Annotated in this window: 20 protein-coding genes, 2 tRNA genes and 1 pseudogene; 14 read left to right on the forward strand and 9 right to left on the reverse strand. The window is 39.6% G+C overall.

All coding sequences use genetic code 11. The features are described from left to right. Nucleotides 1-112 precede the first annotated feature (112 nt). The 4 genes and pseudogenes from B3C94_RS17240 to rocD form a co-directional block, all read right to left on the reverse strand. Nucleotides 113-2,899, reverse strand: coding sequence for a TonB-dependent receptor (locus tag B3C94_RS17240; RefSeq protein WP_293905908.1), 2,787 nt, complete (start codon nt 2,897-2,899; stop codon nt 113-115). Nucleotides 2,900-3,105: 206 nt separating this feature from the next. Next, nucleotides 3,106-4,728 carry a tetratricopeptide repeat protein gene (locus B3C94_RS17245; RefSeq protein WP_293905910.1) on the reverse strand — a complete coding sequence of 541 codons (1,623 nt, stop codon included), beginning with the start codon at nt 4,726-4,728 and terminating at the stop codon, nt 3,106-3,108. 197 nt (nt 4,729-4,925) lie between these two features. Further along, a complete protein-coding gene (locus B3C94_RS17250; protein WP_293905912.1) occupies nt 4,926-5,891 on the reverse strand; it encodes an arginase in 966 nt (321 codons plus the stop codon). Nucleotides 5,892-5,894: 3 nt separating this feature from the next. Continuing rightward, nucleotides 5,895-7,140 (reverse strand): annotated as a pseudogene (rocD, locus tag B3C94_RS17255) (ornithine--oxo-acid transaminase). Between the two features lie 121 nt (nt 7,141-7,261). On the opposite strand from rocD, the gene B3C94_RS17260 reads away from it, so the two are divergent. Further along, the gene (locus tag B3C94_RS17260) at nt 7,262-7,714 is read left to right on the forward strand and encodes an Lrp/AsnC family transcriptional regulator (RefSeq protein WP_293905914.1); all 453 of its coding nucleotides are present in this window, start codon (nt 7,262-7,264) and stop codon (nt 7,712-7,714) included. A 54-nt stretch (nt 7,715-7,768) separates the two neighbouring features. Here B3C94_RS17260 and B3C94_RS17265 read toward each other — a convergent pair whose 3' ends face one another. Further along, nucleotides 7,769-7,954, reverse strand: a complete 186-nt coding sequence (locus B3C94_RS17265) for a hypothetical protein (RefSeq protein ID WP_293905916.1) — start codon at nt 7,952-7,954, stop codon at nt 7,769-7,771. 282 nt (nt 7,955-8,236) lie between these two features. On the opposite strand from B3C94_RS17265, the gene B3C94_RS17270 reads away from it, so the two are divergent. From B3C94_RS17270 to B3C94_RS17280, 3 genes are all read left to right on the forward strand, one after another. Continuing rightward, the gene (locus tag B3C94_RS17270) at nt 8,237-8,479 is read left to right on the forward strand and encodes a hypothetical protein (RefSeq protein ID WP_293905918.1); all 243 of its coding nucleotides are present in this window, start codon (nt 8,237-8,239) and stop codon (nt 8,477-8,479) included. Between the two features lie 76 nt (nt 8,480-8,555). Next, complete coding sequence (locus B3C94_RS17275; protein ID WP_293905920.1) at nt 8,556-9,209, forward strand: hypothetical protein; 654 nt, start codon at nt 8,556-8,558, stop codon at nt 9,207-9,209. Between the two features lie 441 nt (nt 9,210-9,650). Beyond that, nucleotides 9,651-11,063 carry an alkaline phosphatase gene (locus B3C94_RS17280; protein ID WP_293905922.1) on the forward strand — a complete coding sequence of 471 codons (1,413 nt, stop codon included), beginning with the start codon at nt 9,651-9,653 and terminating at the stop codon, nt 11,061-11,063. A gap of 40 nt (nt 11,064-11,103) precedes the next feature. On the opposite strand, the gene B3C94_RS17285 is transcribed toward B3C94_RS17280, so the two are convergent. Continuing rightward, nucleotides 11,104-11,176 (reverse strand) — tRNA-Thr (locus B3C94_RS17285). 32 nt (nt 11,177-11,208) lie between these two features. Beyond that, a tRNA-Thr gene (locus B3C94_RS17290) sits at nt 11,209-11,281 on the reverse strand. A gap of 271 nt (nt 11,282-11,552) precedes the next feature. Between B3C94_RS17290 and clpB the strand changes: the two genes are divergently transcribed. After that, the gene (clpB, locus tag B3C94_RS17295; RefSeq protein WP_293905924.1) at nt 11,553-14,150 is read left to right on the forward strand and encodes an ATP-dependent chaperone ClpB; all 2,598 of its coding nucleotides are present in this window, start codon (nt 11,553-11,555) and stop codon (nt 14,148-14,150) included. Between the two features lie 63 nt (nt 14,151-14,213). On the opposite strand, the gene B3C94_RS17300 is transcribed toward clpB, so the two are convergent. Continuing rightward, complete coding sequence (locus tag B3C94_RS17300; protein ID WP_293905926.1) at nt 14,214-14,708, reverse strand: TlpA family protein disulfide reductase; 495 nt, start codon at nt 14,706-14,708, stop codon at nt 14,214-14,216. 157 nt (nt 14,709-14,865) lie between these two features. Between B3C94_RS17300 and purN the strand changes: the two genes are divergently transcribed. Then, entirely contained in the window at nt 14,866-15,438 is a 573-nt protein-coding gene (gene purN / locus B3C94_RS17305) for a phosphoribosylglycinamide formyltransferase (protein WP_293905928.1), read from the forward strand. 249 nt (nt 15,439-15,687) lie between these two features. On the opposite strand, the gene B3C94_RS17310 is transcribed toward purN, so the two are convergent. Further along, a complete protein-coding gene (locus B3C94_RS17310; protein WP_293905930.1) occupies nt 15,688-16,920 on the reverse strand; it encodes an MFS transporter in 1,233 nt (410 codons plus the stop codon). A 92-nt stretch (nt 16,921-17,012) separates the two neighbouring features. On the opposite strand from B3C94_RS17310, the gene B3C94_RS17315 reads away from it, so the two are divergent. From B3C94_RS17315 to B3C94_RS17350, 8 genes are all read left to right on the forward strand, one after another. Next, a complete protein-coding gene (locus B3C94_RS17315) occupies nt 17,013-17,510 on the forward strand; it encodes a DUF4442 domain-containing protein (protein WP_293905932.1) in 498 nt (165 codons plus the stop codon). A gap of 39 nt (nt 17,511-17,549) precedes the next feature. After that, nucleotides 17,550-17,972, forward strand: coding sequence for a transposase (locus B3C94_RS17320; RefSeq protein WP_293905934.1), 423 nt, complete (start codon nt 17,550-17,552; stop codon nt 17,970-17,972). A 93-nt stretch (nt 17,973-18,065) separates the two neighbouring features. Next, complete coding sequence (locus B3C94_RS17325; protein WP_293905936.1) at nt 18,066-18,713, forward strand: SCO family protein; 648 nt, start codon at nt 18,066-18,068, stop codon at nt 18,711-18,713. Nucleotide 18,714: 1 nt separating this feature from the next. Beyond that, nucleotides 18,715-19,134, forward strand: a complete 420-nt coding sequence (locus B3C94_RS17330; protein ID WP_293905938.1) for a c-type cytochrome — start codon at nt 18,715-18,717, stop codon at nt 19,132-19,134. A gap of 319 nt (nt 19,135-19,453) precedes the next feature. After that, the gene (locus B3C94_RS17335) at nt 19,454-20,041 is read left to right on the forward strand and encodes a TetR/AcrR family transcriptional regulator (RefSeq protein ID WP_293905940.1); all 588 of its coding nucleotides are present in this window, start codon (nt 19,454-19,456) and stop codon (nt 20,039-20,041) included. Between the two features lie 8 nt (nt 20,042-20,049). Further along, on the forward strand, nt 20,050-21,375 hold the full coding sequence (locus B3C94_RS17340) for a TolC family protein (RefSeq protein ID WP_293905942.1): 1,326 nt from the start codon (nt 20,050-20,052) through the stop codon (nt 21,373-21,375). Nucleotides 21,376-21,401: 26 nt separating this feature from the next. Further along, nucleotides 21,402-22,556 carry an efflux RND transporter periplasmic adaptor subunit gene (locus tag B3C94_RS17345; RefSeq protein ID WP_293905944.1) on the forward strand — a complete coding sequence of 385 codons (1,155 nt, stop codon included), beginning with the start codon at nt 21,402-21,404 and terminating at the stop codon, nt 22,554-22,556. A 37-nt stretch (nt 22,557-22,593) separates the two neighbouring features. Beyond that, entirely contained in the window at nt 22,594-25,764 is a 3,171-nt protein-coding gene (locus tag B3C94_RS17350; RefSeq protein WP_293905946.1) for an efflux RND transporter permease subunit, read from the forward strand. The last annotated feature ends 53 nt before the right edge of the window (nt 25,765-25,817 follow it).

Here is a 25,817-nt window from a genome sequence, read left to right on the forward strand (position 1 = left end):
CTTATCCAAAATATTGGCTTTCCAAAAAAGTGAAAGCTTCACCGAAACAAACTGTTGTTATTTCACGTCGCACATGTTCAGATTAAAACATGCCGTGTTTTATGCGGGTTTATTATTTACTAAACGAATAACGTAAACCAAGGATATAGTTTTGCCCATACAAATCCTTTCTAATCAATGTATTTCCACCTTCAATAAGCTTTTCGGCGATCTTCTCGTTTTCGGGATTTGTTCCTTTCACATACAATTCCATTGGTGTATTCAAGATGTTGTTAGCTTTGGCAAAAATAGCCCAGCCTGCCCTAAATTTCTTTTCAATGGAAGCATCGAGCTGAATGAATCCTTTTTGCCATAAATCATCATTCAGGAACTGGGATACTGTGTTGATACGTGAACCTGTATAAGAACCGGCCAATTGTCCTTCCCAACCTTTGTTAGCATCTTTATAAAGCAGGGATAGATTTGCCACGTGCGCAGCCTGGCCATAAAGCGGACGTGTTTGGTCGACAATAATCGCTTCAGGATCCTGTGTGGTCTCATTGATTCGACGGGACATCTTCGAGGTAGTTATGCGTGAATGGGTATAGGTATAATTGGCCTTAACACCAAATTGCTGGATATACTTGATATAATCAACCTCGACACCAAAGTTGTTGGCATTACCAAAATTGCCCGGTGTGTAGTATACATCCTGTTTGCGAATCTCATCCGGCTGAAAGGTATATTCAATGGGGTTTTTAATCTTTTTATAGAACATACCCACAAGAAATTGAGAAGAGGCTTCCGGAAACAATTCATACCTTAAATCAAAGTTATCGGCCAAGGCATGTTTTAAATCTGGATTTCCTTTCTCCAAAAACTCTTCATTAACCACACTTGAAGGAACGATCTCATAAAATCCAGGACGGTTTAACGCACGATAATAAGCCGCATGAAGCTGTTGTTTGTCGTCCAGATGATATTTCATGGTCAAACTCGGCAGCCATTCTGTATAAATTTGTGATCCTTCCGGTCTTTTTTCTCCAGCAGGAAACAATAATTTATAATCTTGATTGGTATGCTCCATCCGGATGCCACCGATCATTTGCCATTTATCGTTCTCATAATTGAACATCCCATATACAGCAGTCGTCTTCTCGTTGGCATCGTACGTTAATGGATTTGCGACAGCACCAGTAGGATTGGTCACCGTCAAATTTAGATCAGTATACCGCTGAAAATCCACTCCGTATTTATACTTTGCCTCTTCTGCCGAGGCTGGAGAAAGATTGTAATTATTGTAAAAACTGCTACGCTGTTTATCACGGTACAGTCCACCGGTAGACAATTCCAGCTTACTGTGATCCATTGGAACTTTATAAGCCACATCCCAATAACCTGCATGATCATTATCCGTATTTCGTTCCCAACGATAGGTTACAGGTGATTTGTTGACAAGAGAAGTACGTTTTCGCTCAAAATTTTCTTCTACCCCATCCAAACTAATCATCGTATTTTGTGGTAATTGATTGCGCGCCGAAGAAAGCACACCTGACCAACGAACATTTAAACGATTATCTAAAAAGTGATGATCTCCCTGTAAAGTACCATTATAAATTTGTTGTTGGGTTTTTCGGCTTCTTGTTACGTAAGTCAACTCGGCTTTACCAATGCTTGGATCATACTGACCATTGTATATTGTATTGACCGCATCACGCAATTGCAGGCTATTCAAATTCACATACATTTGATAGAAACTTACACGATGATTCGGATTAAATCGATAATCGATTTTATTATGCAAACCCAAACGTTGTTGCTGTTCATCATATTGACGATCACTCTGCTCGGTGATTACCGCATTGGGATTTACGCCAACAACAGAAGATTTGTAAAAAATAGACCGGCTACCGCGATGTAAATTTTGATAGCTCGCACCCAAAATGACACCTAATTTGTCATTCAGATACCGATTGCCAATGGCCAGATTACCAATAAGATCAGGCAAAGGTTTTTTATAGGTATAATCTAATGCGCCCTTATTAAAATCTGCTGAAGTCGCATTATAATTCTTTCCGTTCAGTTCATAGGGAGATTTTGCTGAAGTTCCACCTGTTGAAAAACTCCCAAAATCACGATTAAAATAACGCTGACTATAACCTGTTGCCAAATTTGCCTGAAGCAATAGTTTACTCGGTGCCGATTTCATCACCATATTGACAACCCCACCTACCGCATCAGCTTCCATGTTTGGTGTCAGTGATTTATAGATTTCCAATCGTTCCAACATATCCGAAGGGAATAAATCCAAGGGTACATAACGATATTTATTGTCAGGACTAGGTACCTTAACACCATTAACCAAGGTCGTATTGTAACGCTTATCCATCCCCCTTAAGATAGCATACTGTCCTTCGCCATTTGAATTTCTTTCGATGGATACCCCCGATACACGCTGTATAACATTTGCGACGGTAATATCCGGAGAAATTTCAATCGCGCGGGCCGAAACGACATTCATAATTTGCGAAGCATTTTTTTCCAAACGTCTTGCGCTTGGATCATCGTCGCCTCCATTTCGTCGCCCTTTAACAGTAACCTCCATTAAAGTCTGTTCCGTAGAAATCAATTGAAAAATGAAGTGCGGTGTGTTTTCTTTTTGGATCTCAATTTCCTTAATCAATTCAGCATAGGCCATGTGTTTAATATGAACTCTGTCCATACCTGCTGATAATCCTTTGAATTCAAATGAACCATCCAATTGCGTTTTGGTTGATACGCCACTTTGTTCGAGAAACACGGTAGCACCGACAATAGCTTCGCCGGTCTGTACATCCAAAACCTTACCTTTTATTTTGGTCGCATAGGCTGTGCTGACCGAAATACTGGAGGCAAGTAATACCGTTAAAAAATTTTTCATTTTGCTTAGATTATTATGAATCTTTGATTGTTGTCGCAAAGATGATAGCCCATTTTAATCTGACAAAATTTCGAGCGTTACAACAAGGAAACAAGGTAAAATGAGCACTATACAACAAGGAAACAAAAGACAGTAAAAAACTATACAACAGGCATTTACACACCAAACAACCGCCATTAAGATTCTATTACCCTTATGTTAATAAATTATGAAACAGTCAAAAGGTAGCCAGCAAGGTCTTCGCCTTGCTCCAATCTCATTTTTTTTCGTAGCCTGTGTCTCGCTACTCGAAGGCTATCTTGTGATATGCCCAATAAAACCGCGATATCAGCATTGTTCAAATTGATCTTAAGCAACGCTATCAATCGCATATCTGCCGCTGTCAAATCGGGAAATCGTTGAATAAGTTTTTCAAAAAAGCTATGATGTACCCGTTCAAAAGTTCCCATAAATTCTTTCCAATGAACCCCCTGGGTAATGTTTTCATTGATTTGTAAAACCAATTGCTGCATTTGCCGCTTTTGGTCCCGACGCTCATCTTTGACCATCACTTTTAATTCATCACGTAGCTCTTCCAAAAACTGGTTATTACGGATCAGATTAAGGGTATGAGAGGTCAATTCCTTCTGTTTTAAGGTCAGTTCCTGTTTAAGCTGTTTATCTTCAAGCAACTGGTTTTTAAGTGCAATTTCGGTCAATTCACGCTCTGCCTCCTGCTTCCGGGATTCAGTAATCTGGTTTTTGATCTTAATTTTCTGGCGACTGTACAATACGTAGGATAGCACAATAAGTAAAACCAACACCACTACTGTTCCCCATAACATCATTAAATTAATTTTCTTTGTGACCTGTAATTTTTCAATCTCTTCTGCTTTCTGATTCATATCATAGAGTGCCTGAAAAAAAGCGGTGTGCCGGGCGCCGTCTACACTGTAAAGTTCGAGCACCAATTTGCGGCTCCTTTCGGCATAAAAATAAGCACTGTCCAGCTGGTTGCTCAACGCATAAGTTTTGCTCAAGTCTTTTGTCGTCGCCGCCATTTGATATACATCACCCAATTTTTCGGCCATCTGATAAGCAGATTGCGTCAATTTGATACTCTCCGGAAATCTATTGGTCTTTCTGAAAATATCACCCATATTATTCAGCACCACAATCATTCCGTAGTTATCTTTTGTTTCCCGATAGAGATCACTAGCTTTCTCAAAATGATAAAATGCACTATCGTATTTTGCTAGGTCTTCATAAATACTTCCCAAATTTTCATGGATCTTCGCTTCGCCATTTTTATTCGCCACTTCCCTATAAATTGCCAAAGCCCGTTCTTGATATACAAAAGCTGAATCATAGTTGGCCACTTTCTCAAATAAATGGCCGATATTTCCCAAGACACTTGCCTCCCCGTTTTTATCCCCCTCAATCTTGAAAGACTGCAGCGCTTTATTGAAATAAATCTTCGCCAAATCGTGCTGTTTATTAAAAATATTGAGCTCTCCAATGTCGCTCCAGTTGGATGCCAGAAGCTGTTTTGAATTGAGCTGCGTATAGATACGGTCTGCCTGGAAATAGTAATCCTGCGCTTGTCCATAGTGTCCTTGATTGACACACAGCCAACCAATTGCCTGTAAGCAATTGGCCTGCACGAATAAATCCTTATCGCCCACGGCTTTCGCATACCGTTTTTTGACCAGCATAATTGCCGAATCTGGATGATTTTGGCTTAACAGCCTAATATCTTTAAAAGAGGTTATCTGGGCATAAATTAAAGGGCTCAGATACAGCTGCATGGAAAAAAATACCAACAAAATAATCTTAGAAGAAATCCGCATACTTAAAGTGAACAATGGATAGGTGTAAATGTACGCTAAACATGTTAACAGAATATTAAATAACACAGAGCTGCGCCAATTTTAACCCGATAGTCTGTCAAATTTTTCATATTTAATCCAGCTATCAGTTTATAAAAAAGCCCCTTTGCTGATTGAAGAATCAACAAAAGGGCCTTAAACACTTTATTCAAAAATGGTTAACTACTCGACTTAAATTCAATTAAAGGCGTGATCCGTTCTAATATATCGAATGCAACCTCTGCCATCTTGTTGCCCTTATTATCCAATAAGGGATTAACTTCCACAATTTCAAAGCAGACTACTTTTCCAGATCGAATGATCTCTTCCAAGATCAAGACAATCTCCCTAGGTAAAAATCCTTTAGGTACTGGTGTCCCCGTGCCATCCGATATCAATTCACTATCCATACTATCCACGTCAAACGAGATATAAATCATATCACAGTCTCCCAGAGTTGTCAAAGCATCTTTCACACAATCCGCTATTCCGCGCTGCCTCGTATCTTCGACACGGTAGTTTTTGATTCCTAAGCGGTCAATTAACAGATCTTCCGGCTCTTCAGTATCCCTTACCCCAAAATAAATCAAATGATTGGCTTGGATTTTGCCCACCGGACCTGCTATTCGCTTTAGTTTATTCCAAAATTCTTGGGTAGAATCGTCAATTGCATTGATTTTACAGTCCATATTATCCTCATTCAACATGGCCGCCAATGGCATTCCATGCATATTTCCGGAGGGTGTTGTGTAGGGCGAATGAATATCAGCATGGGCGTCTACCCAAATCACGCCGAGATTTTTGTCCGGATAGGCAGATTTTATCCCACTGATCGTTCCCATTGCTGATGAATGATCGCCGGAAAATACCAATGGGAAATTGCCGGAAGAAAGGCTATCTTCTACTGTGGAAGCAACTTGTTTACATTGCTCATAGATCTGCTGGATATGCTTACCAAAAGGGTGATTATCATTTTGGTAGATAGAGCTATTTCGGGTTGGCACATCAACAAAAGGATAATTAATAAAGTACTGACTTCCTTTATTTATTGCTGCTATCTCAATAGCGTCGATCCCCAGGTCCGAGCCCCTTGTCCCAGCGCCAATATCTGATCTATTTTTAATCAATTCAATCATTTTCTCCATACACTACTTCAGATTAGTCAACGATCGTTCAATAATCTCCAGGCAGGTCTTTATTTGCTCTTCCGTGATAACCAACGGTGGAGCTAAACGGATTTTATTACCGTGTGTAGGCTTGGCTAAAAGTCCATTTTCTTTAAATTCAAGACATATATTCCAGGCTAAATCACTTTCTTCATCCGCATTAATGACAATCGCTGTCAAAAGGCCTTTTCCCCGAACTTCTGTAATTAAGTCACATCGTGTCGCTATATCACGTAGACCATGCAGAAATAATGCGCCCATTTGACGAGCCCGCTCTGTCAAATTTTCTTCCCGGACCACATTGAGTGCTTCCATAGCCACTGCGCAGGCCAATGGGTTCCCACCATAAGTAGAACCATGCTCACCGGGTTTAATACACAACATAATCGCATCATTTGCCAATACAGCTGACACAGGCAATACGCCGCCAGATAAAGCCTTTCCCAGAATCAATACATCTGGCTTGCTTTCGCTTTGCTGATCAGCAACATCATAAGATGCCAACATACTTCCTGTCCGGGCTATCCCAGTCTGGATTTCATCAGCAATAAACAATACATAATTGTCTGACACGCTTTAAATAATCCGCATCAGGAACAACGATACCCGCTTCACCCTGAATCGGCTCGACAATAAAACCAGCGATATCTTTATCCGCTTTAAACAACTGCTCCAAAGCTGCTACATCATTGTATGGAACCAGAACAATACCGTCAACAAAAGGACCGAATTCATTTGTTGCTGTTGCATCATTCGATGCAGATATCACGGAAATTGTCCGCCCATGAAAATTATCTTTCGCAAAAACGATCTTCGCCTGGTTAGCAGGTATACCTTTCACCTGATAACCCCATTTCCGGCAAAGCTTCATGGCAGTTTCCACGGCCTCAACGCCAGAATTCATCACCAAAGCCTTATCAAATCCAAAAAGCTGACAAAGCATTTCCTCAAAATTACCCAGCTTATTATTGTAAAATGCTCGCGAGGTAAGTGTCAATTTCTCCGCTTGCTCTTTTAAAGCATTGATAATCCTTGGATGACAGTGCCCTTGATTGACGGCAGAATATGCCGACAAAAAATCAAAATACGACTTACCATCCACATCCCACACCACAACGCCTTCAGCCCGTTCCAATACAACCGGCAAAGGATGATAATTGTGCGCTCCATACTTTTCTTCTTTGGCAATGAATAGCTCGCCTTTCCCTTGTTTAGATACTATACTCATAATTTGGATTTTTTCAAATAATAACAAATATACAATATTTACTATTTTATTGTAGAATAAATAAAATTTAACGTTAAATTAGCACTAAAATATTAAAATTAACTTTTAAACCGCTACTTACATGAATAACATAGATGACTTTGATCTCAAAATTCTAAAATATCTGGATGAAGATGGACGGATGGCCTTCTCTGCCATAGCTGCTGCTATGGGTGTATCCAATACCATGATTCATCAACGAATCAACCGTTTGACCGAACAAGGGATATTAGTAGGGATAAAACCTATGCTGAACGAAAAGAAGCTGGGTTACGACTGGGGAGCATTTACAGGGCTAAGCTTAGAAAAGGACCATGACTCAAGCCGGATTATTGAAGAATTAAAGAAAATACCAGAAGTCACGGAATGCTATTTCATTACAGGAAACTATACCCTATATATAAAGATTATTGCTAAAAATCACGAGCATATGCGGCAATTGCTCTATGAAAAGATCGATAGCATTCCTGGAATAGCCAAAACGGACTCCCTGATCGAACTTGGCTGCGCTTTCAAACGCAATATCGTATTCTAGGGGAAGAATAGTATCTGAAAGGGATTCTGGATATAGGTATTCAGGATCTCAACACTATTTGCCAATATTTGCCAGCTCCTCCTCTGTCCAATAAATCAACTCACGTAAGACATACACGTTCTCATAACTGCCCAACCCATCGATGTAATCCCACAAATTGCCTTCTACTTTCACTGGTCGTCCATGATGAAGTATATCATAACCATTATCCAGCCAACTTTGTATCTGCTCTCTATCCATCGTTATCAAAATTTATTGTAATTATCTATAAAATGACTATACCAAATATAATGTATTTTAGCTTAGCTACCCAAAGCGACCAGAAAGAAACTTAAATTTCAACACAGCTTTTTATCAGTCCCCGAAGTTCTCGCCCTAATTTGATAAATTTTAAAAATAAAACCTTCATTACTTCGCAGACACCAACAGCAATGAAAGCAAACTGAAGGTTCTTTCTGGCAAATAAGATCAGGCACTTTCAGAAAAAAAAAAGTATATTCGTATAACATCAATTAAATTATTATGGCAGATTTTTTCTATGTAGGACTCGAAGGTGAGGATGAATTGCTTGAACTTGTAGCTGTTTCTACCATTCAATCGCTCTTATATTTTCAAGACGCAGATCAGGAGGATTTTACCACGATTAAGACTTCTATTGATCAAAATTTTATTGTTGAAGAAGACCTCATTACGGTGGCTGATACCCTCAGACTAGATCAATCTATCGTCCGTTTTACACCGGGGAAACCAAATTACAAAGATTAATTGTAAATCTTTCCTCTTGCCTGACTGACTAGATAAATACTTCATCGAATATAAGTACAAAAAACAAGCATAGACCATGAAAGTAGTTTTAATTGGCGGCTCTGGCGCTACAGGAAGAGCGCTGGTAGATTTGATGTTAAAATACGATAAGATTACAGAAATTGTTGTTCTTTTACGCCGTATTTCCTTTAAAGAACATACCAAACTAAAACAGGTTGTCGTGAATTTCGACACGCTGGCGGACTTTGACACCTATATTCAAGGCGACATTGCTATTTCCTGTCTCGGCACCACAATCAAGGATGCGGGCAGTAAAGAAGCACAATGGAAAATAGATCATGATCTTAATTTACAATTTGCTGCGCTGGCTAAAAAAAATGACTGTCCAGTTTTCGTTTTACTGTCGGCAGTTAATGCAGATCCAAAGTCGAAGATCTTCTATAACCGTATAAAAGGGAGCCTTGAACAACACATCAAGTCCCTAGATTTTAAAAAACTTATTATCGTGCAGCCAGGGGGCCTAATTCGGCCAAATACTGACCGTTTAGGTGAAAAAATATCCATTGGTGCGCTTCGTGTCTTCAATGGCATCGGATTATTCAAAGCCTATGAGGCTCTTCCTGTTGCGCAAGTTGCTGCCGCAATGCTTCATTCAATCGATACATGTCAAGAGAAAATCAATATTGTTTCCGTGAAGGATATAAAATCGTTAACAGCAGCAAATTCTTGACCTTTTCTCAAAATTTGCTTATCTCTATCCTGTATCTAATAAGCTAAACTTCCATTCTGCCCAGCAGGCCAACTGGCATTTTAGGTCTGCAGTGGCTTTATGTGTCTGTATCGCTCATGCTGCTTTCAAGTTGTCTCCGTATTGTGTTCGGACCACCTTCTGCTATGGACAGTCTGGTAACTATTATTGACCAGTTTCCGACCCGATAATTCCTGTTCAGGGTCTGTCGGCAATTGTTCATGATCTGTTCATGATCTATAGATCATTCGAAGCAGGTACGAATCTAGTTCGAAGCGAAGAGCGAAGAAACTACATGGATAAATTAGAAATAAACAAGTAGCGAATTGTACAACTTCAATAAAAAGCATTCATAATATAGATTTAACAATAAGCTAATCCTAAGGCTGTAATTTGTGTTTTTTTAAAATAACAACCATTCAAATGAAAAAACACGTTTTATTTCTGTTCCTCCTCGTTTTTGTACATGTTATCCCCTCTTTTGGTCAAGAAGCAAAATACATCTTTTACTTAATTGGTGACGGCATGGGGCTCAACCAAGTTAATTTGACTGAAATTCATCAAGCTGAAATACAGCATAAAAATAGTCCAATCCCATTGGTTTTCACCCAATTTCCACATGTAGGATTCGCTTCCACACATTCACTCTCCAATGGTGTGACCGACTCTGGCGCAGGAGGTACCGCTTTAGCTGTTGGAAAAAAAACGAAAAACGGCGTGATCGGTATGGATAGTACAGGGACCATCCCCTATAAAAGCATTGCCTATGCAGCGAAGGAACAAGGTAAAAAAGTAGGTATCATTACTAGTGTAAGCATTGACCACGCCACCCCAGCTTCCTTTTATGCTCACCAGCCTGACCGCGACATGTACTATGAAATCGGTAAAGAAATTATAACTTCCAATTTCGATTTTTTTGGCGGATCAAATTTTCTCAAACCCGAAACAACATTTGATCATAAAAAGGCACCATCACTTTTCCCTATATTAGAAAAAGCCGGTTATAAAGTGCTTAAAGGAAAAGATGCTTACGCACAACTAAAAAATAAATCAGATAAGATCATATTGATGAATTCGGATGGCACGCCTGTAGATGCCCTTAAATATGCCATAGACCAAAAGCCGAGTGATTTAAAATTGGTAGATATCACATCTGCAGCTATCAATTCACTACATCAAGACAACACAAATGGTTTCTTTTTAATGATTGAAGGTGGCAAAATTGATTGGGCCTGTCATGCCAATGATGCCGCGACAACTATTCAGGAAGTCCTGGACTTCAATGCCTCAGCGCAACTGGCTTATGAATTTTATCAAAAATATCCAAAAGAAACGTTGATTGTCGTCACTGCAGACCACGAAACTGGAGGATTAGGTATCGGAAATGGAAGTTCCTCTCTTAAAACCAAGATATTATCCCACCAAATCACCTCTCAGTCTGAGCTTTCAAATGCAATTGGCAATTTGCGTAAAGATCGTCCAAATGCTACTTGGGATGATTTAAAAAACCTAATCTCTTTGCAAACAGGTCTGTTTTCCAAAATAGAAATTCCCGAAACAGATCGTAAAGCGCTACAGGATGCCTATCAAAAAAGTTTTGTAGATCACCAAAATGAGACGGCAAAAAGTCTTTACGCAAGTGATGATAAAATAGCGGCATTGAGTATTTCAATCTTAAATCGGATGGGATCAATAAGCTGGGCTTCCAACAATCATTCGGCAGCCTATGCACCGGTATATGCTATCGGAGCCGGATCAGAACTATTCAATCAGAAAATGGACAATACGGATATACCAAAGAAAATTGCCACTGCTGCAAAACTGAACTTAGAGTAAACAAAAAAATCCCCAAGAAAATCTTGGGGATTTTTTTATGAGCCTCTTATCGGGATCGAACCAATGACCTACTGATTACAAGTCAGTTGCTCTACCAGCTGAGCTAAAGAGGCTTTCGATGAATTTTAATGAGTGTCGCTCAAAGAGCCTCTTATCGGAATCGAACCAATGACCTACTGATTACAAGTCAGTTGCTCTACCAGCTGAGCTAAAGAGGCGTTACTTCTTCTCAATCTTACAACGTCTGACCGTTTTAAGATGCTGCAAATATCGAAAGCTTCAACCAAAAAAGCAAGTCGATCACAACAATTTTTCTGACTGTTAAGCCAATTATTTAAAAATCAAGCGTATTATTTTAAATAACTGAAAATTTGTCATGATTCAATAAAAAAGATTGCCATTTTTTCCGAAATAGCAGCTAAAACCCGAATGGCACTTCAATTGTTATCATTTAGACGTATCAACAAAACTTTAATTAAGATTATCAAAATGAATTTTAACAACTATACAATCAAGGCCCAGGAGGCCATACAAAAAGCGTCAGAAATTGCGGCCGGCCATCAACAACAGGCTATTGAAACCGCGCATATTTTAAAAGCTTTACTAACTGTGGATGAAAACGTTGTCAGTCACTTATTAAAGAAACTAAACGTCAATATCACCTATTTAGGAACTGAACTCGACAAGCAGATAGAAGGATTTCCTAAAGTAAGTGGCAGCAACATTTATTTAAGCAGTGATGCAAATAATGCGCTGCAGAAAGCACAAGGGTATTTAAAAGAATTCAACGATGAATTTGTCTCTGTGGAGCACTTGCTGTTAGGTATTCTAGCTTCATCCGACAAGACCTCAACACTGCTAAAATCACAGGGCGTAACGGACAAGGATTTAAAGACCGCCATAAAAGAATTGCGCGGAAACAGTCGTGTAACCGATCAAAACGCCGAAGCTACCTACAATGCTTTAGGGAAATATGCCCGAAATCTGAATGAGTATGCTGAATCTGGCAAATTAGATCCTGTGATAGGCCGCGACGAGGAAATTCGACGTGTCATGCAAATACTCTCCCGTCGTACCAAAAACAACCCTATACTTGTCGGTGAACCAGGGGTTGGTAAAACCGCTATTGCTGAGGGTATTGCATACAGAATTATAAAAGGTGATGCTCCGGAAAATCTAAAATCTAAAATCGTATTTTCCTTGGATATGGGCGCCCTCGTAGCTGGAGCTAAATATAAAGGGGAATTTGAAGAACGCTTAAAAGCTGTTGTTAAAGAGGTTACAGATTCCAACGGCGAAATCATCCTCTTTATTGATGAAATTCACACGTTAGTGGGTGCAGGCGGTGGTGAAGGTGCAATGGATGCAGCTAACATCCTCAAACCAGCACTGGCCAGAGGGGAACTTCGTGCCATCGGAGCTACAACGTTAAACGAATACCAAAAATATTTCGAAAAGGATAAAGCCCTGGAACGTCGATTCCAAAAAGTTATGGTAGAAGAACCAGATACGCAAGATGCCATATCCATCCTTCGGGGATTGAAAGAACGGTACGAAACGCACCATAAGGTTCGTATCCTGGATGAATCCATTATTGCAGCAGTAGAACTATCGCAACGTTATATTGCGGACCGTTTCCTACCAGACAAGGCGATTGATTTAATTGACGAGGCCGCTTCTAAATTACGTCTGGAGATGGATTCTGTACCTGAGGCAGTCGATGAACTGGAACGCCGCATTATGCAACTGGAAATCGAGCGCGAGGCTTTGAAACGTGAAAACGATGATAAAAAGGTGCAGGAGCTTTCAGAAAATATAGCCAATCTATCTGCCGAACGTGATACGCTGCGTGCCGCATGGCAAGAGGAAAAGAGTTTGGTTGACAATGTAAACCAGGAAATTGAAAACATTGAAAATTATAAACTCGAGGCCGAACAAGCAGAACGCTCCGGCGATTATGGTAAGGTTGCGGAATTACGTTATGGCCGAATCAAAGAGGCGCAGGAAAAAGTGGAGAAACTGAAAGCTGAGCTCGCCGAAAAACAGGAAAGCAAACGTATGCTGAAAGAGGAAGTGACTTCTGAAGATATTGCCGATGTTGTCGCTAAGTGGACTGGAATACCCGTAAGTAAAATGATTCAGTCTGAGCGCGAAAAATTGCTGAATCTAGAAGAGGAACTCCATAAACGCGTTGCCGGTCAGGATGAAGCAATAGAAGCAATTTCAGATGCGATACGCCGTTCAAGAGCCGGACTAAATGATGCAAAAAGACCTATAGGATCGTTTATATTCTTAGGTACTACAGGTGTCGGAAAAACAGAATTGGCAAAAGCACTGGCTGAGTTCTTATTCGACGACGAACAATCGATGGTACGTATTGATATGTCGGAATATCAGGAAAGGCACGCAGTCTCCCGTTTGATTGGAGCGCCTCCGGGATATGTAGGTTATGATGAAGGCGGTCAGTTGACAGAGGCCGTCCGGAGACGTCCTTATTCGGTCGTTCTCCTCGATGAAATTGAAAAGGCTCATCCTGATGTGTTTAACATACTCTTGCAGGTGTTGGACGATGGCCATCTAACGGACAACAAAGGCCGTACTGTAAACTTCAAGAATACAATTATTATTATGACTTCCAATACGGGATCTCATATTATTCAAGAAAATTTCAGTCATTTGAGTGATGACAATAGAGATGAGATCATTGCCAAAACACGCAATGAGGTATTTGACCTGCTGAAACAATCGATCCGTCCGGAGTTCCTGAACCGTATCGATGAAGTCATTATGTTTACTCCGTTAAGCAGAGACGAAATTGGAGATATTGTTAGGTTACAATTTGCCCATGTTCAGAAACAGCTGGCCGAACAAAATATCTTTATCACAGCATCAGACGAAGCGATGGACTGGCTAGCACAGCTTGGTTATGATCCGATTTATGGCGCAAGGCCGTTAAAACGGGTCATCCAGAAACGAATCTTGAATGAACTTTCGAAGGAAATATTATCCGGAAAAGTAAGTCGCGACTCCATTATCCGACTGGATGTGTTCGATGGTAAATTTGTCTTCATCAATAAACAAGACTAATAAAAAGCGAAGCGCTCGGCAGAAATACCGGGCGCTTCGCTTTTATGCCTTACAAACTAACCACTAACTACTGATTCCTAGCGCTGTTAATAGCTTCTTTACATCATCTTCTCCGTCCAAATGCTGTATCAGCATTTTCGTTTTCGCATCATAAATATATAATGATGGATAATTACTGGGCTTGAATTTTTCGATAAACTGCGTTCCAGCATCAAATAAGAACTTTACATTCGCTGCATTTTTTAATGCCTTAGCATGCATATTAATAAAACCATCCACATAGGCTTTATCATTCATGGAGATAAAATAAAATGAAACATTCCTTAGCTTTGCTAAGTTCTGTGCAATGCCCGCTCCCATTTTCTGACAATGCCCACAACCAGGATCATAAAAATTCAGCACGATAAAACCCGACTTGGGCAGTTTATCCGAATTAAACTTACTTGCTTGATAAACCTCATCAAAAGTAAAGGCTGGAAGTGTCTTAGGTGCCTGTGCAAACACAGGTTGAATTAAAAAAAAAGCGCTCGCAAAAAACAGAGAATAAAGAAACCTCATGTTAAAGAATTTTAAACCAACAATGAATATTCAATTAATTTTAATCAATAATACCTAAAACTGCGCGTCAATACACTAATATTTTAGTTTTTTTACAAAAAATCCGTAAGTTTGGGCTAATTTTTAAATCGATCAAATCTATTAATACTCATTAATCGTGAAAAAACGAATTGCTATTTTTGCTTCAGGTTCAGGTTCCAATGCTCAAAAAATAATGGAACATTTTAAATATTCAGATGAAGCTGAGGTTGCCTTGATCTTATCTAACAATCCTGATGCATACGTTATTCAGCGGGCAGACAATTTTGAAATCCCGGCACATATTTTCGATCGTGAAGAATTTTACAAAACAGACAACGTTGTCAATATCCTGAAGAACTTGAATATTGATCTTATTGTCTTAGCAGGTTTCCTTTGGCTTGTTCCAACCAACCTGCTAAAAGCATTTCCGAATCAAATCATTAATATTCATCCTGCCCTCCTGCCAAAATATGGTGGCAAGGGAATGTATGGCGATCATGTGCATAAAGCTGTTCTGGCGAATAAAGAAGAGGAACATGGTATCACAATACACTTTGCCAATGAACACTTCGACGAAGGAGAAATTATCCATCAGGCGCGTTTTAAAGTTGATCCAAACGACACATTGGATATCATCAAGTTTAAAGGGCAGCAACTCGAACACCAATACTTCCCAAAAATTATCGAGAATCTGATCAAAAAAATGTAAAAACAATTTTATTATTTAGAATTGTTTTAAACAAATCGTAACTTTGCTTCATGAACGAAGTTATTGAATCGGTGATGGATGTATGTGAGTCAGAAAACAAAGGCCATGTGTTTCAATTTAGAAATACAGCCATGAACCCCTTTTCTGACTTTTCATGTGCTTGTTTTAAGAAGTGCTGCAAAAAGTACAAAGAAGGTAAACGTTGTAAAAAGTGTCCTGGTCAGAAAAAATAGACACGCCTCTGATTTGCTATTCTTCCAGGTAGTCCAAATCTTTATCAAAACTTTCTTCCAATTGTGTCAGCGAATAGATCGCTATTCCTGAAAGCAATAAGACCATAGTAATTGCAGCCGGTACGATACCAAAAGCATTGACCAGTACCCCATAGATCATTGTTGATGGAATGAGTGCGCCTCGAACAAAATTAGGTGCAGTAGTTGCCACAGTCGCTCTGAGATTGGTACCGAATTGCTCTGCCGAAATCGTTACAAATGTAGCCCAATACCCTACTCCTAAGCCCATCACAAATGCTAAGCCTAAAAATTTGGTTGCAGTAATACCGTCGCTCAACAAATACCAAAGCGAACTGACAATGATAATTACCTGGCAAATAAGGACAACTTTCTTCCGGGATTTTAAAACTTGTGCAAATATACCCGCTAATACATCACCCAATGATATACCTATATACGTAAACATCACCCCTTTTCCAGCACTCAGCACATCTGTAGTACCTAATGCCTTCCCTATTTCGGGTGCTTGAGTCACCAATACACCGACAACAAACCAAATAGGCAGCCCGATACAAAGGCAATTAATATAGCGTTTTAACCGGCTCTTATTCGTAAAAAGCATGCGAATATCACCTTTTACTACCCCCGAATGATCTTGTTCCTTGAACAAACCTGATTCAAAGGACCCCACACGCAAAAGTAATAATAGTAAACCCATGCCTCCACCAACGAAATAAGCCGTGCGCCAATCAAATTCTTCAGACACAAAATAAGCAAGGATAGCTCCCAATACCCCGACTCCAGCAACCAACATCGTACCGTAACCACGTTTTGACTTGTGCATACTTTCGGAGACCAAGGTAATACCCGCTCCCAACTCTCCCGCTAAACCAATACCCGCTATAAAACGAATAATACCATACATAAGCACATCATGTACAAAGCCATTTGCGATATTTGCTAAAGAATAGAGAAGAATCGATCCAAAGAGCACTTTTAAACGGCCATATTTATCACCAATAATTCCCCAAATGATGCCGCCCAATAGCAAACCACCCATTTGCATATTAAGTACAAATTCACCTTTAACCCGCATTTCTTCAGCGGGAACACCAATATCAGTAAAGGACTGAATACGGACAATGGAAAAAATAATTAAATCATAGATATCGACAAAGTATCCCAGTGATGCGATCATAACCAGTAACCATACTTTATTGTCGGGTCGATTTTCTTTTAGTGTTGACATTTTAGGTTTTTTGAAGCTGTAAAAATACCATAGTGAAGCTACAAAACCAAGATTTCAGAAAATATTCCGATACATTGTTTTATTTTTGCTTTATGAGATACAGTCCACTTGCCTTAACTTGGCTATTGCGTATTTATCCGCCTTTTCTGTTTCAAGGAATATGGGTAAAAAAAATTAGTCCCGGCTTTCAAGGTGCCCAAGTAAAAATATACAAGACACCATTCAATATCAATACAAACAGAACACTATTTGGTGGAACGATATTCGCTGCTGCAGATCCTATATTTCCCATCCTGATCGATCAATATCTTCAAAAAATTGGTTTCAAGAAAACAGTAGCCTGGCTAAAATCATCACAGATCGTTTTTAAGAAGCCCGGAAAGACCAGCGTAGAGTATGCTGTAAATCTTTCCGAAGAGGTACTTGAAGAATGCGCACAAACGATCAGAACAAAAGGAAAGATTGTAAGAGATTTTACTTTGGAGATCAAAGACAAAACAGGTGACTTATGTGCTACGGTACGCTGTGAAACCTATATTCGTGACTTGAATTTTACATTCCCGTCCAGAAATCGAAATGTCGAGCCATAAGAAATTGATATATTTGTCGAATTACCAAAAACAAGAAACATGAATAAAATCGCTTTTTTGGCTATCGCATCTCTGGCAATAGCAGCATGTGGGACGAATGGAAATGGCGCAACGACAGTAAAAGCCCTGCAAGATTCAACCATAAAAATCCATGATGAAATCATGCCCCAAATTGCCCATTTCGACCGCGATGCCGTCAAGATAGATTCCATTCTGGCAAATTTAAAAACTATTAAGACAGCCCGGACGGATTTAGATACCATTGCGACAAGGAAAGAACTGAGTGTTTTAAAAGCTAACTTAGAAAGCGCCACAGACCATATGATGGACTGGATGAAAGGCTACAATCCGGATTCAACAGATGTCAAATATTTCGAAACAGAACTACAGAAAGTAAGTGATATGAAAAAGATATTTGATAATGTCTCCAAAGAAAGTGAAGGAAAATTAAAGAATTTTTAAGTCCAAAAGACTTCACAAGTTCAACAAAATGGCCACGGAACGAATTAATATAGTCGGGAAGTTAAGCCAAACCTTAAAACAAAAAATAAAAACATGAGATCCATAACTAAATTTTACTGCGCAACTTTTCTATTACTTGGGTTCTTTTCCTGTAAAAATAATAGTCAGACAAACTTACCGATCTATGGCGAAAGGGAGGCTGTAGAAAAAACAGTTGATGGAAAAAAAATTGTAGATACCCTTTACCATACAATACCGCCATTTAAACTTCTTAATCAAGATAGTGCGATGATTTCGGATAAAGATTTTGATGGAAAAGTGTATGTTGCCAACTTCTTCTTTACCCATTGCCCAAGCATCTGCCCGACAATGAACCGCAATCTTCTAAAGATATACCAGCAATATAAAGACAATGATGAGGTTCGTTTTCTGTCCCATAGTATCGACTTTAAATACGATCAGCCATACGTTTTGAAAGATTATGCCAACAAATTGGGTGTAAGCAATAATCATTGGCAATTTGTATCAGGAACGAAAGCTGAAATTTATGGTCTTGCCAATCAATACCTGGTTTATACTGCAGAGGATAAAAATGCACCCGGCGGCTATGATCATCAGGGCTACCTTGTTTTGATTGATAAAGATAAACGTATTCGAGGTGCTTATGACGGCACGAATGATGAGCAGGTAAAAAAATTAATGAACGATCTACCATCCTTATTGAGCGAGGCGAAAAAATAATATGCGCATTCTCCTAACAACATGCCTGGCAATTGGCGCGTTAATGCTTATATGGACAGGCTGTCAGAGTGAAGTTGATATCAAAACGGCACAATATGCTGTAAACGGTCAAAAAGTATATATAAACCATTGTCAAAATTGCCATGGAGAGAAGGGCGAAGGATTGGGCACCCTCTACCCGCCTTTAACAGATACCACATTTTTACAGGTTAATCGCCATAAACTAGCTTGTATCATCAAGCATGGAACTTCTGGTGAGCTGGAAGTCGCAGGCAAAAAGTTCAATAGTGTAATGCCGGCATCTAATCTCTCTGCTGTGGATATCGCTTATGTACTGACATATATCAATACTAAAATCAACAAAGGAAAACACAGTTACCCTTTGGATGAGGTGGAAAGAAATTTAAAAAATTGTCAATAAAGAGAGGGAGCTTTGCCAAAAGCTCCCTCTCTTTTTAACACCCACTTCCCAACAAAGATGTCCTCCCGATGAACAAAAAAGGATTCCCGCATCCATTTGAACCAAAGTTGAAACAACACCACTAAACAGCCCCATTAAGCTTCCGGAACGCTTCCATTACCTATTGACAAAAAAAATAAAAAGATGAAAACAATTTTATCCTTTTTTCCTTATTGTATTATTGATCCAAATCGTTTTACATTTATTGATTTATAACAATAATCTGACATTTTGGATACAAATTAATCGCTAATTTTGCAACCGAATGAACGTTCGATTGATGAATTCTAATGAAAAAATAGCGGCAGTATTTGCCAGCACACTAAAACTTATACAAACAAACGGCTTCCACGGGACGCCGATGAGTAAAATCGCCCAAGAGTCAGATGTGGCAATCGGAACTATCTACCATTATTTCCCTTCTAAAGATGATCTCATTTTTGCCTTGTTCAAACATTGCCGGGCATTACTAAATGATTATATTTTTGATGGTATAAAAGATGATTTCAGCTACAAAGATTCTTTTTTCCATGTGTGGCGCAATTTTGTGAAGTTTTATTTAGAAAACGGTCATGTCTTCAGTTTTTTTGAGCAATTCTTCTCCTCTCCTTATTACGAAAAAAATAAGGCTGAGATACAGGAACCTGTAGGAGGCCAAAATAAAGTTGTCGATTTTTTACAGGAAGGTATAGACCGCAAAATTTTGAAACAAGTGAATGTACATCTGCTTGTGGCCAGTTACATCGGAGTCGCATTGTCTACCGTTCACAGCATAAAATTCAAAGACCTGAGCTTTTCTGAAGAAAATATGGAGGAATTGATTGGAATTATTTGGGATGGAGCAATTAATAGAGAAAAAAATAATTAATTACATATATGAAGTTTAATAAAATCGTTTATTCCTTGGCGGCCCTGTCGCTTTTGAGTAATACAGGATTTGCACAACAGCAATCTGAAAACTTGCCGGCAAATGCAACACTTCAGCAGCTGATAGATTATGCCTTGCGTAATCGAATCTCTGTAAAACAAGCGCAATTGGATGAAGCCATTGGTGAAAAGGATATCGACATCTCCCTTTCAGGCTGGTACCCCCAATTAGGCTTAAAAGGAAGTTACAACTATAACGTCATCGTTCCATTGGCAAATATTGGTGGTAATAACATCAAAATGGGACAGAATAATGCGAGCGCAGTAACGCTTCAGGTAGACCAGCAGATTCTGAACCCTGAGTTAATGCAAGCAAGAAAAGCAGCTGAATTGGTACGTCTCGGAAATAAACAAAATACCGAGAACCAAAAAATAACTGCAGTCGTTGAGGTCAGCAAAGCATACTACGACATCCTTACTTCAGAAGAGCAGATCAAAATTGTCCGCGAAAACATTGCCCGTTTGCAAAAACAATTGAAAGATGCCAAATCACAATATGATGTAGGTATAGTTGACAAAACAGATTATAAAAGAGCACAAATAGCTTTAGCGAATTCAAACGCCGACGAAAAACGGACGGTTGAACTTCGAAAATATAAATACGAATATCTAAAACAGCTATTAGCTTTGGATAAAAGTCAAAATCTGACCCTTTCATTTGACAATAGCAGTATGGAATCGGAGATTCTGATAGACACAACAGCAGGAATAAATGTTTCTAATCGAATTGAATTCCAACAATTGGAAACATCAAAAAAGATCCAGCAGTTAAGTACACAATATTATAAATGGACGTACTTGCCAAGTGTGAGCGCCTTTTATAATTATGCATTCAACTATAGAAATGACAAATTCAGTAAGCTTTATACCGATAATTTTCCGGGTTCTGTTGCTGGATTGAATGTATCTTTTTCAATTTTTGACGGATTTAAACGTAAAAAACAAATCAACAAATCCAGACTGCAGGAAGAAAGAATTGACTGGGACATCAAAAACTTGGAAAATAGCATCAATACCGAATATTCGCTGGCAAAAGCGACCTATAACGCAAACTTGAATGACTGGAAAACAGCCAAAGAAAATGTGGATTTATCCAAAGAGGTATACGATACAATCAAACTTCAATATGATTCAGGTATAAAAACTTACCTTGATCTCATGACAGCAGAGACTGATCTCAAAACAACACAACTCAATTATCTGAACTCGCTTTATGCTTTGTTATCGAGTAAATTAGATGTTCAGAAAGCTGTTGGAGCGATTCACACAAATTAATCAATAAACGGAAACTAATACAAATCATGAATAAAAGACAATTATTATTCGCTTTCTTCCTTGGGACGGCTTTAGTATGGACCTCTTGTGGAAATAAAGATGCAAAGCAGGGCGCAGCTCAGGCTCAAGCTGAAAAGGTTGTTCCTGTTAGCTTTGGTGTAGCATCACATGAGATTGTTACAGGTACAATCAGCTACCCTGCAACAGTCAAACCGTTGAACGAAGCAGACCTATTTGCGGAAGTTAGCGGTTATATCACCAAAATATATGTTTCAGATGGCGCCGTAGTGTCCCAAGGACAAGCCCTTTATGAAATTGATGGAACACGCTATAATGCGGCTGTCCAACAAGCTAAGGCAAGTCTTCAGGTACAGCAAACGGAATTGGAACGTCAAAAAAGAGATTTGGCGAGATACCAAACGCTAGCTGATAAAGATGCGATTGCAAAACAAGTTTTTGACAATGCCAAATCGAGTGTTGCTGCTGCGCAGGCACAGGTTGAATCGGCTCGCGCTGCATTAGTTACTGCAAACACAAATTTATCCCGCTCAACCATACGCGCACCATTTTCGGGTACAATTGGTATCTCACAGGTACGTTTAGGTGCTTTGGTGAATCCAGGTACTACCCTGTTGAATACACTTTCATCAACAAGCCCTATTGCCGTTGAGTTTCAGGTCAATGAAAAGGATATTACAAAGTTCACCAAATTACAGAGCAGCCATTCTTCTTCAGACCTTTCTTTGCTTTTGCCTGATGGTAGCACGTACGAAGGAAAAGGAACAGTTACAACGATTGACCGTGCTGTAGATCCGGCAACAGGAACAATTAAAGTTAGAGCGACATTCCCAAATAATTCCAATACATTGAGAGCTGGAATGAACATCACGATGAATGTTTCTTCAACGTCGGCAACGGAAGAAGTGGTGGTTCCTTACAAAGCTATCTTTGAACAATTAGGGGTATTTAACCTATATGCTGTTAATGATAGCAGCAAAGCAGAAATCCGTCAGGTAAAATTAGGCATTAAAGCCGGCGATAAAATTGTGATCAAAGAAGGTGTTAAAGATGGTGAAAAAATCATTATCGATGGTACCATGAATGTCCAAAATGGTGTTAAGGTAGTTGACGCTGCTGTTGCTGCCCAACAGGCTGCAAAAGGAGCACCTCAAGGAAAATAACAGCATTAATTTTTAAAGAGAATCTAAAAGATATAGAATGATTTCAGAAGTATTTATTAAGAGGCCAGTTACCGCGATCGTTATTTCGATATTGATTTCAATCATCGGGATTATTGCGGTATCCACACTGCCAATTAGCCAGTATCCTTCTATCGCACCTCCAACAGTAACGGTTACAGCCAATTATACTGGTGCAGATGCACAGACGGTTGAGCAAACGGTGACTACACTCATTGAGAGTCAGATCAACGGTACTCCTGGCATGATTTATATGTCGTCCAACAGTACTTCAAATGGTCAAGCAACAATTACTGTCACATTTGAAGTTGGTACCGACATTGATATAGCAACCCTAGACGTGCAAAACCGTGTGGGAATTGCTGAACCTGCCCTGCCAGAAGCTGTACGTCGTTTAGGGATTACAACCCGTAAAGCCAATAACGATATCCTCATGCTGGTTGCGTTAACATCGCCAAAAGGAACAAGAAGCGAAAATTTCTTGGCAAATTACAATAACTTATACGTTAAAGACGCATTATTGCGTGTTAAAGGTGTCGGTGATGTAACTGCTTTTGGTCAGCCATTCTCCATGCGGGTATGGTTAGATGCCAACAAATTAGCGAACCTAAGCATGACGCCTGCTGATGTATCTACAGCGATTGCGGAACAAAACTCCCGTATACCTGGTGGTAGTGTTGGTGGACGTCCACAAGAGTCTTCAACGGTATTTGAATATCCAATCATTACTGATAGTGACCTTTCGAACCCTGAAGATTTTGAAAATATCATCGTTAAGACAAACAAAGATGGCTCTATTGTACTTTTAAAAGATGTTGCACGTGTTGAATTGGGTCAATTCAATTATGGTACATCTTCTACCGTAAATGGCATGACCTCATCTGCGATGATGATTAACCAGACTCCGGGAGGAAATGCTGTAGAATCCGCAGAAGGTATTGTTACTGCATTGGAAAAATTGAAGAAATCGTTTCCAACTGACGTGGATTACACCATCAGTTACGAGACAGTATCGGTTGTAAATGCCTCTATTTCTTCAGTTATCCACACGCTGGTTGAAGCATTGATTTTGGTAACGGTCGTGGTATTTTTCTTCCTTCAAAGCTGGAGAGCAACCCTAATTCCCGTACTGGCGATTCCGGTGTCCATCATCGGTACATTCATCTTCTTCCTGATGTTTGGCTTTTCGGTCAACAACTTAACCATGCTTGCGTTTGTATTGGCCATCGGTATTGTGGTGGATGATGCCATCGTTGTGGTGGAAGCTGTACAGCACTATATCGACCATTATAAGCTGGATGCGAAAGAAGCGACACGCCGTGCCATGGGCGATATCACCGCGCCGGTTATTGCGATTGCATTGATTTTGGCAGCAGTATTCGTTCCAGTAGGTTTTATTCCGGGCATGGTAGGTAAATTGTATCAACAATTTGCCATCACGATCGCTGTATCGGTTATGTTGTCGGCATTTATCGCACTTTCGTTAACCCCAGCATTATGTTCGATTTTATTAAAACCTACAGCAGTACATGAAGGTGCAAAAGGATTGAATAAGTTTTTCTACAAATTCAATGTTTGGTTTGAAAAAGTGACCATCAAATACTCAAATGGAGTAAAACAAGCGATTAAAAAAGCACCGCTTGTATTGATTATTCTATTGTGTATTTTCATCGGAACAGGCTGGATGTTTACAACCAAGCCAACAGGATTTATTCCTTCCGAAGATGGAGGGGCATTTTTCGCGGGTATTACACTGCCAGAGGGTTCGTCTTCGGCACGTACAAATGAAGTCCTTAAAGAGATTGAAGACGATCTACACAAGACTTTCCCCGAAATTAAGTATGTTACTGCAATCTCTGGTATCAATATCCTGAACCGTGCGTTTAAATCCAATGGTGCAACAGTGTTCGTATCGCTAAAACCATGGGAAACACGTACACGTACAGCAAATGACATCGCAGGTATGATCATGGGTAAATACATGGGCTATACCAAAGCAAGGGTACTGGCTGTAACACCTCCTGCAATTCCAGGTCTAGGTACTTCAGGTGGTTTTTCTATGCAAGTTCAAGATTTGCAGACGGTCAATATCAAGGACTTCGAAGCTACTGTAGGCAAGTTCCTGATGGCTGCCAATCAACGTCCAGAAATTGGAATGGCTTATACGATGTTTAACACCAACTCGCCTAACTACAAATTGGAAGTGAATCGTGAACAGGCTAAACGTATGGGTGTGCCAATTTCAAGTATTTATTCGACAATATCTTCTTATCTGGGAAGTAGTTATGTAAACGACTTTACCAAGTACGGTCGTAGCTACCGTGTTGTTACGCAAGCTGATATTCCTTATCGTATGAATATTGAAGACATCAACAAATTGTATGTCAATAATATTTCAGGAAACCCCGTACCAATGGGTACCTTGGTAAAATATGAGCTAACGACGATGCCTTCAATCATCAACCACTACAACATCTTTAGAAGTATTGAGATTAATGGTAGCTCTGCACCGGGTTATTCCTCAGGGGATGCACTGAAAGCACTGCAAGAAGTTGCTGCACAGACATTACCTGAAGGCTTTGACTATCAATTCTCTGGTCTGTCTCTTCAAGAAATGCAGTCGGGATCGAAGACAATTCAAATCTTTGCGCTCTGTATCCTATTTGTATTCTTGCTGTTAGCCGCATTATACGAAAGCTGGTCAGTTCCGTTCTCCATTCTATTGTCAGTTCCGCTGGGTGTATTTGGTGCGATATTGACCCTAACATTAATCCCTACATTAGACAATAACATCTATGCGCAAATCGGTTTGGTGACTATTATTGGTCTTGCGGCCAAAAATGCCATCCTAATCGTAGAGTTTGCGAAAGAACGGGTTGATATCGGAATGAATCTTTATGAGGCGACATTGGATGCTGTAAAATTACGTTTACGTCCCATCATCATGACATCTTTTGCCTTTATCTTAGGTATCATTCCGTTGATGTTATCGCATGGAGCCGGAGCAATTTCCCGTCAAACCATCGGCTGGACCGTATTTGGTGGTATGACTGCAGCCACACTCCTAGCAATCTTTATCGTTCCGGTGCTATTTGTTGTGATTACACGTATGGCATACGGTAAGAAAAAGTTAGCTGAACTGGAAGCGAATTTCGATGAAGAAAAAGCGAAAAATTTAAGTTCACACTAATTATAAGTAGTCCTTCGTATGAAATTCATACGGAGCAAAAAGCAAGAAGCCTT

It is taken from the genome of Sphingobacterium sp. UBA5670 (genome assembly GCF_002420705.1).
In the GTDB taxonomy this organism is placed as follows: Bacteria; Bacteroidota; Bacteroidia; order Sphingobacteriales; family Sphingobacteriaceae; genus Sphingobacterium.

What these genes read in the sequence shown, in the direction of transcription:
- B3C94_RS17245 (WP_293905910.1), bottom strand. Translation starts at nt 4,728, where the DNA reads ATGCGGATTTCTTCTAAGATTATTTTGTTGGTATTTTTTTCCATGCAG.
- B3C94_RS17300 (WP_293905926.1), bottom strand. Translation starts at nt 14,708, where the DNA reads ATGAGGTTTCTTTATTCTCTGTTTTTTGCGAGCGCTTTTTTTTTAATT.
- B3C94_RS17335 (WP_293905940.1), top strand. Translation starts at nt 19,454, where the DNA reads ATGAATTCTAATGAAAAAATAGCGGCAGTATTTGCCAGCACACTAAAA.
- B3C94_RS17315 (WP_293905932.1), top strand. Translation starts at nt 17,013, where the DNA reads ATGAGATACAGTCCACTTGCCTTAACTTGGCTATTGCGTATTTATCCG.
- clpB (WP_293905924.1), top strand. Translation starts at nt 11,553, where the DNA reads ATGAATTTTAACAACTATACAATCAAGGCCCAGGAGGCCATACAAAAA.
- B3C94_RS17250 (WP_293905912.1), bottom strand. Translation starts at nt 5,891, where the DNA reads ATGGAGAAAATGATTGAATTGATTAAAAATAGATCAGATATTGGCGCT.
- B3C94_RS17350 (WP_293905946.1), top strand. Translation starts at nt 22,594, where the DNA reads ATGATTTCAGAAGTATTTATTAAGAGGCCAGTTACCGCGATCGTTATT.
- B3C94_RS17330 (WP_293905938.1), top strand. Translation starts at nt 18,715, where the DNA reads ATGCGCATTCTCCTAACAACATGCCTGGCAATTGGCGCGTTAATGCTT.
- B3C94_RS17340 (WP_293905942.1), top strand. Translation starts at nt 20,050, where the DNA reads ATGAAGTTTAATAAAATCGTTTATTCCTTGGCGGCCCTGTCGCTTTTG.
- B3C94_RS17275 (WP_293905920.1), top strand. Translation starts at nt 8,556, where the DNA reads ATGAAAGTAGTTTTAATTGGCGGCTCTGGCGCTACAGGAAGAGCGCTG.
- B3C94_RS17240 (WP_293905908.1), bottom strand. Translation starts at nt 2,899, where the DNA reads ATGAAAAATTTTTTAACGGTATTACTTGCCTCCAGTATTTCGGTCAGC.
- B3C94_RS17320 (WP_293905934.1), top strand. Translation starts at nt 17,550, where the DNA reads ATGAATAAAATCGCTTTTTTGGCTATCGCATCTCTGGCAATAGCAGCA.
- B3C94_RS17265 (WP_293905916.1), bottom strand. Translation starts at nt 7,954, where the DNA reads ATGGATAGAGAGCAGATACAAAGTTGGCTGGATAATGGTTATGATATA.
- B3C94_RS17325 (WP_293905936.1), top strand. Translation starts at nt 18,066, where the DNA reads ATGAGATCCATAACTAAATTTTACTGCGCAACTTTTCTATTACTTGGG.
- B3C94_RS17260 (WP_293905914.1), top strand. Translation starts at nt 7,262, where the DNA reads ATGAATAACATAGATGACTTTGATCTCAAAATTCTAAAATATCTGGAT.
- B3C94_RS17280 (WP_293905922.1), top strand. Translation starts at nt 9,651, where the DNA reads ATGAAAAAACACGTTTTATTTCTGTTCCTCCTCGTTTTTGTACATGTT.
- B3C94_RS17345 (WP_293905944.1), top strand. Translation starts at nt 21,402, where the DNA reads ATGAATAAAAGACAATTATTATTCGCTTTCTTCCTTGGGACGGCTTTA.
- B3C94_RS17270 (WP_293905918.1), top strand. Translation starts at nt 8,237, where the DNA reads ATGGCAGATTTTTTCTATGTAGGACTCGAAGGTGAGGATGAATTGCTT.
- B3C94_RS17310 (WP_293905930.1), bottom strand. Translation starts at nt 16,920, where the DNA reads ATGTCAACACTAAAAGAAAATCGACCCGACAATAAAGTATGGTTACTG.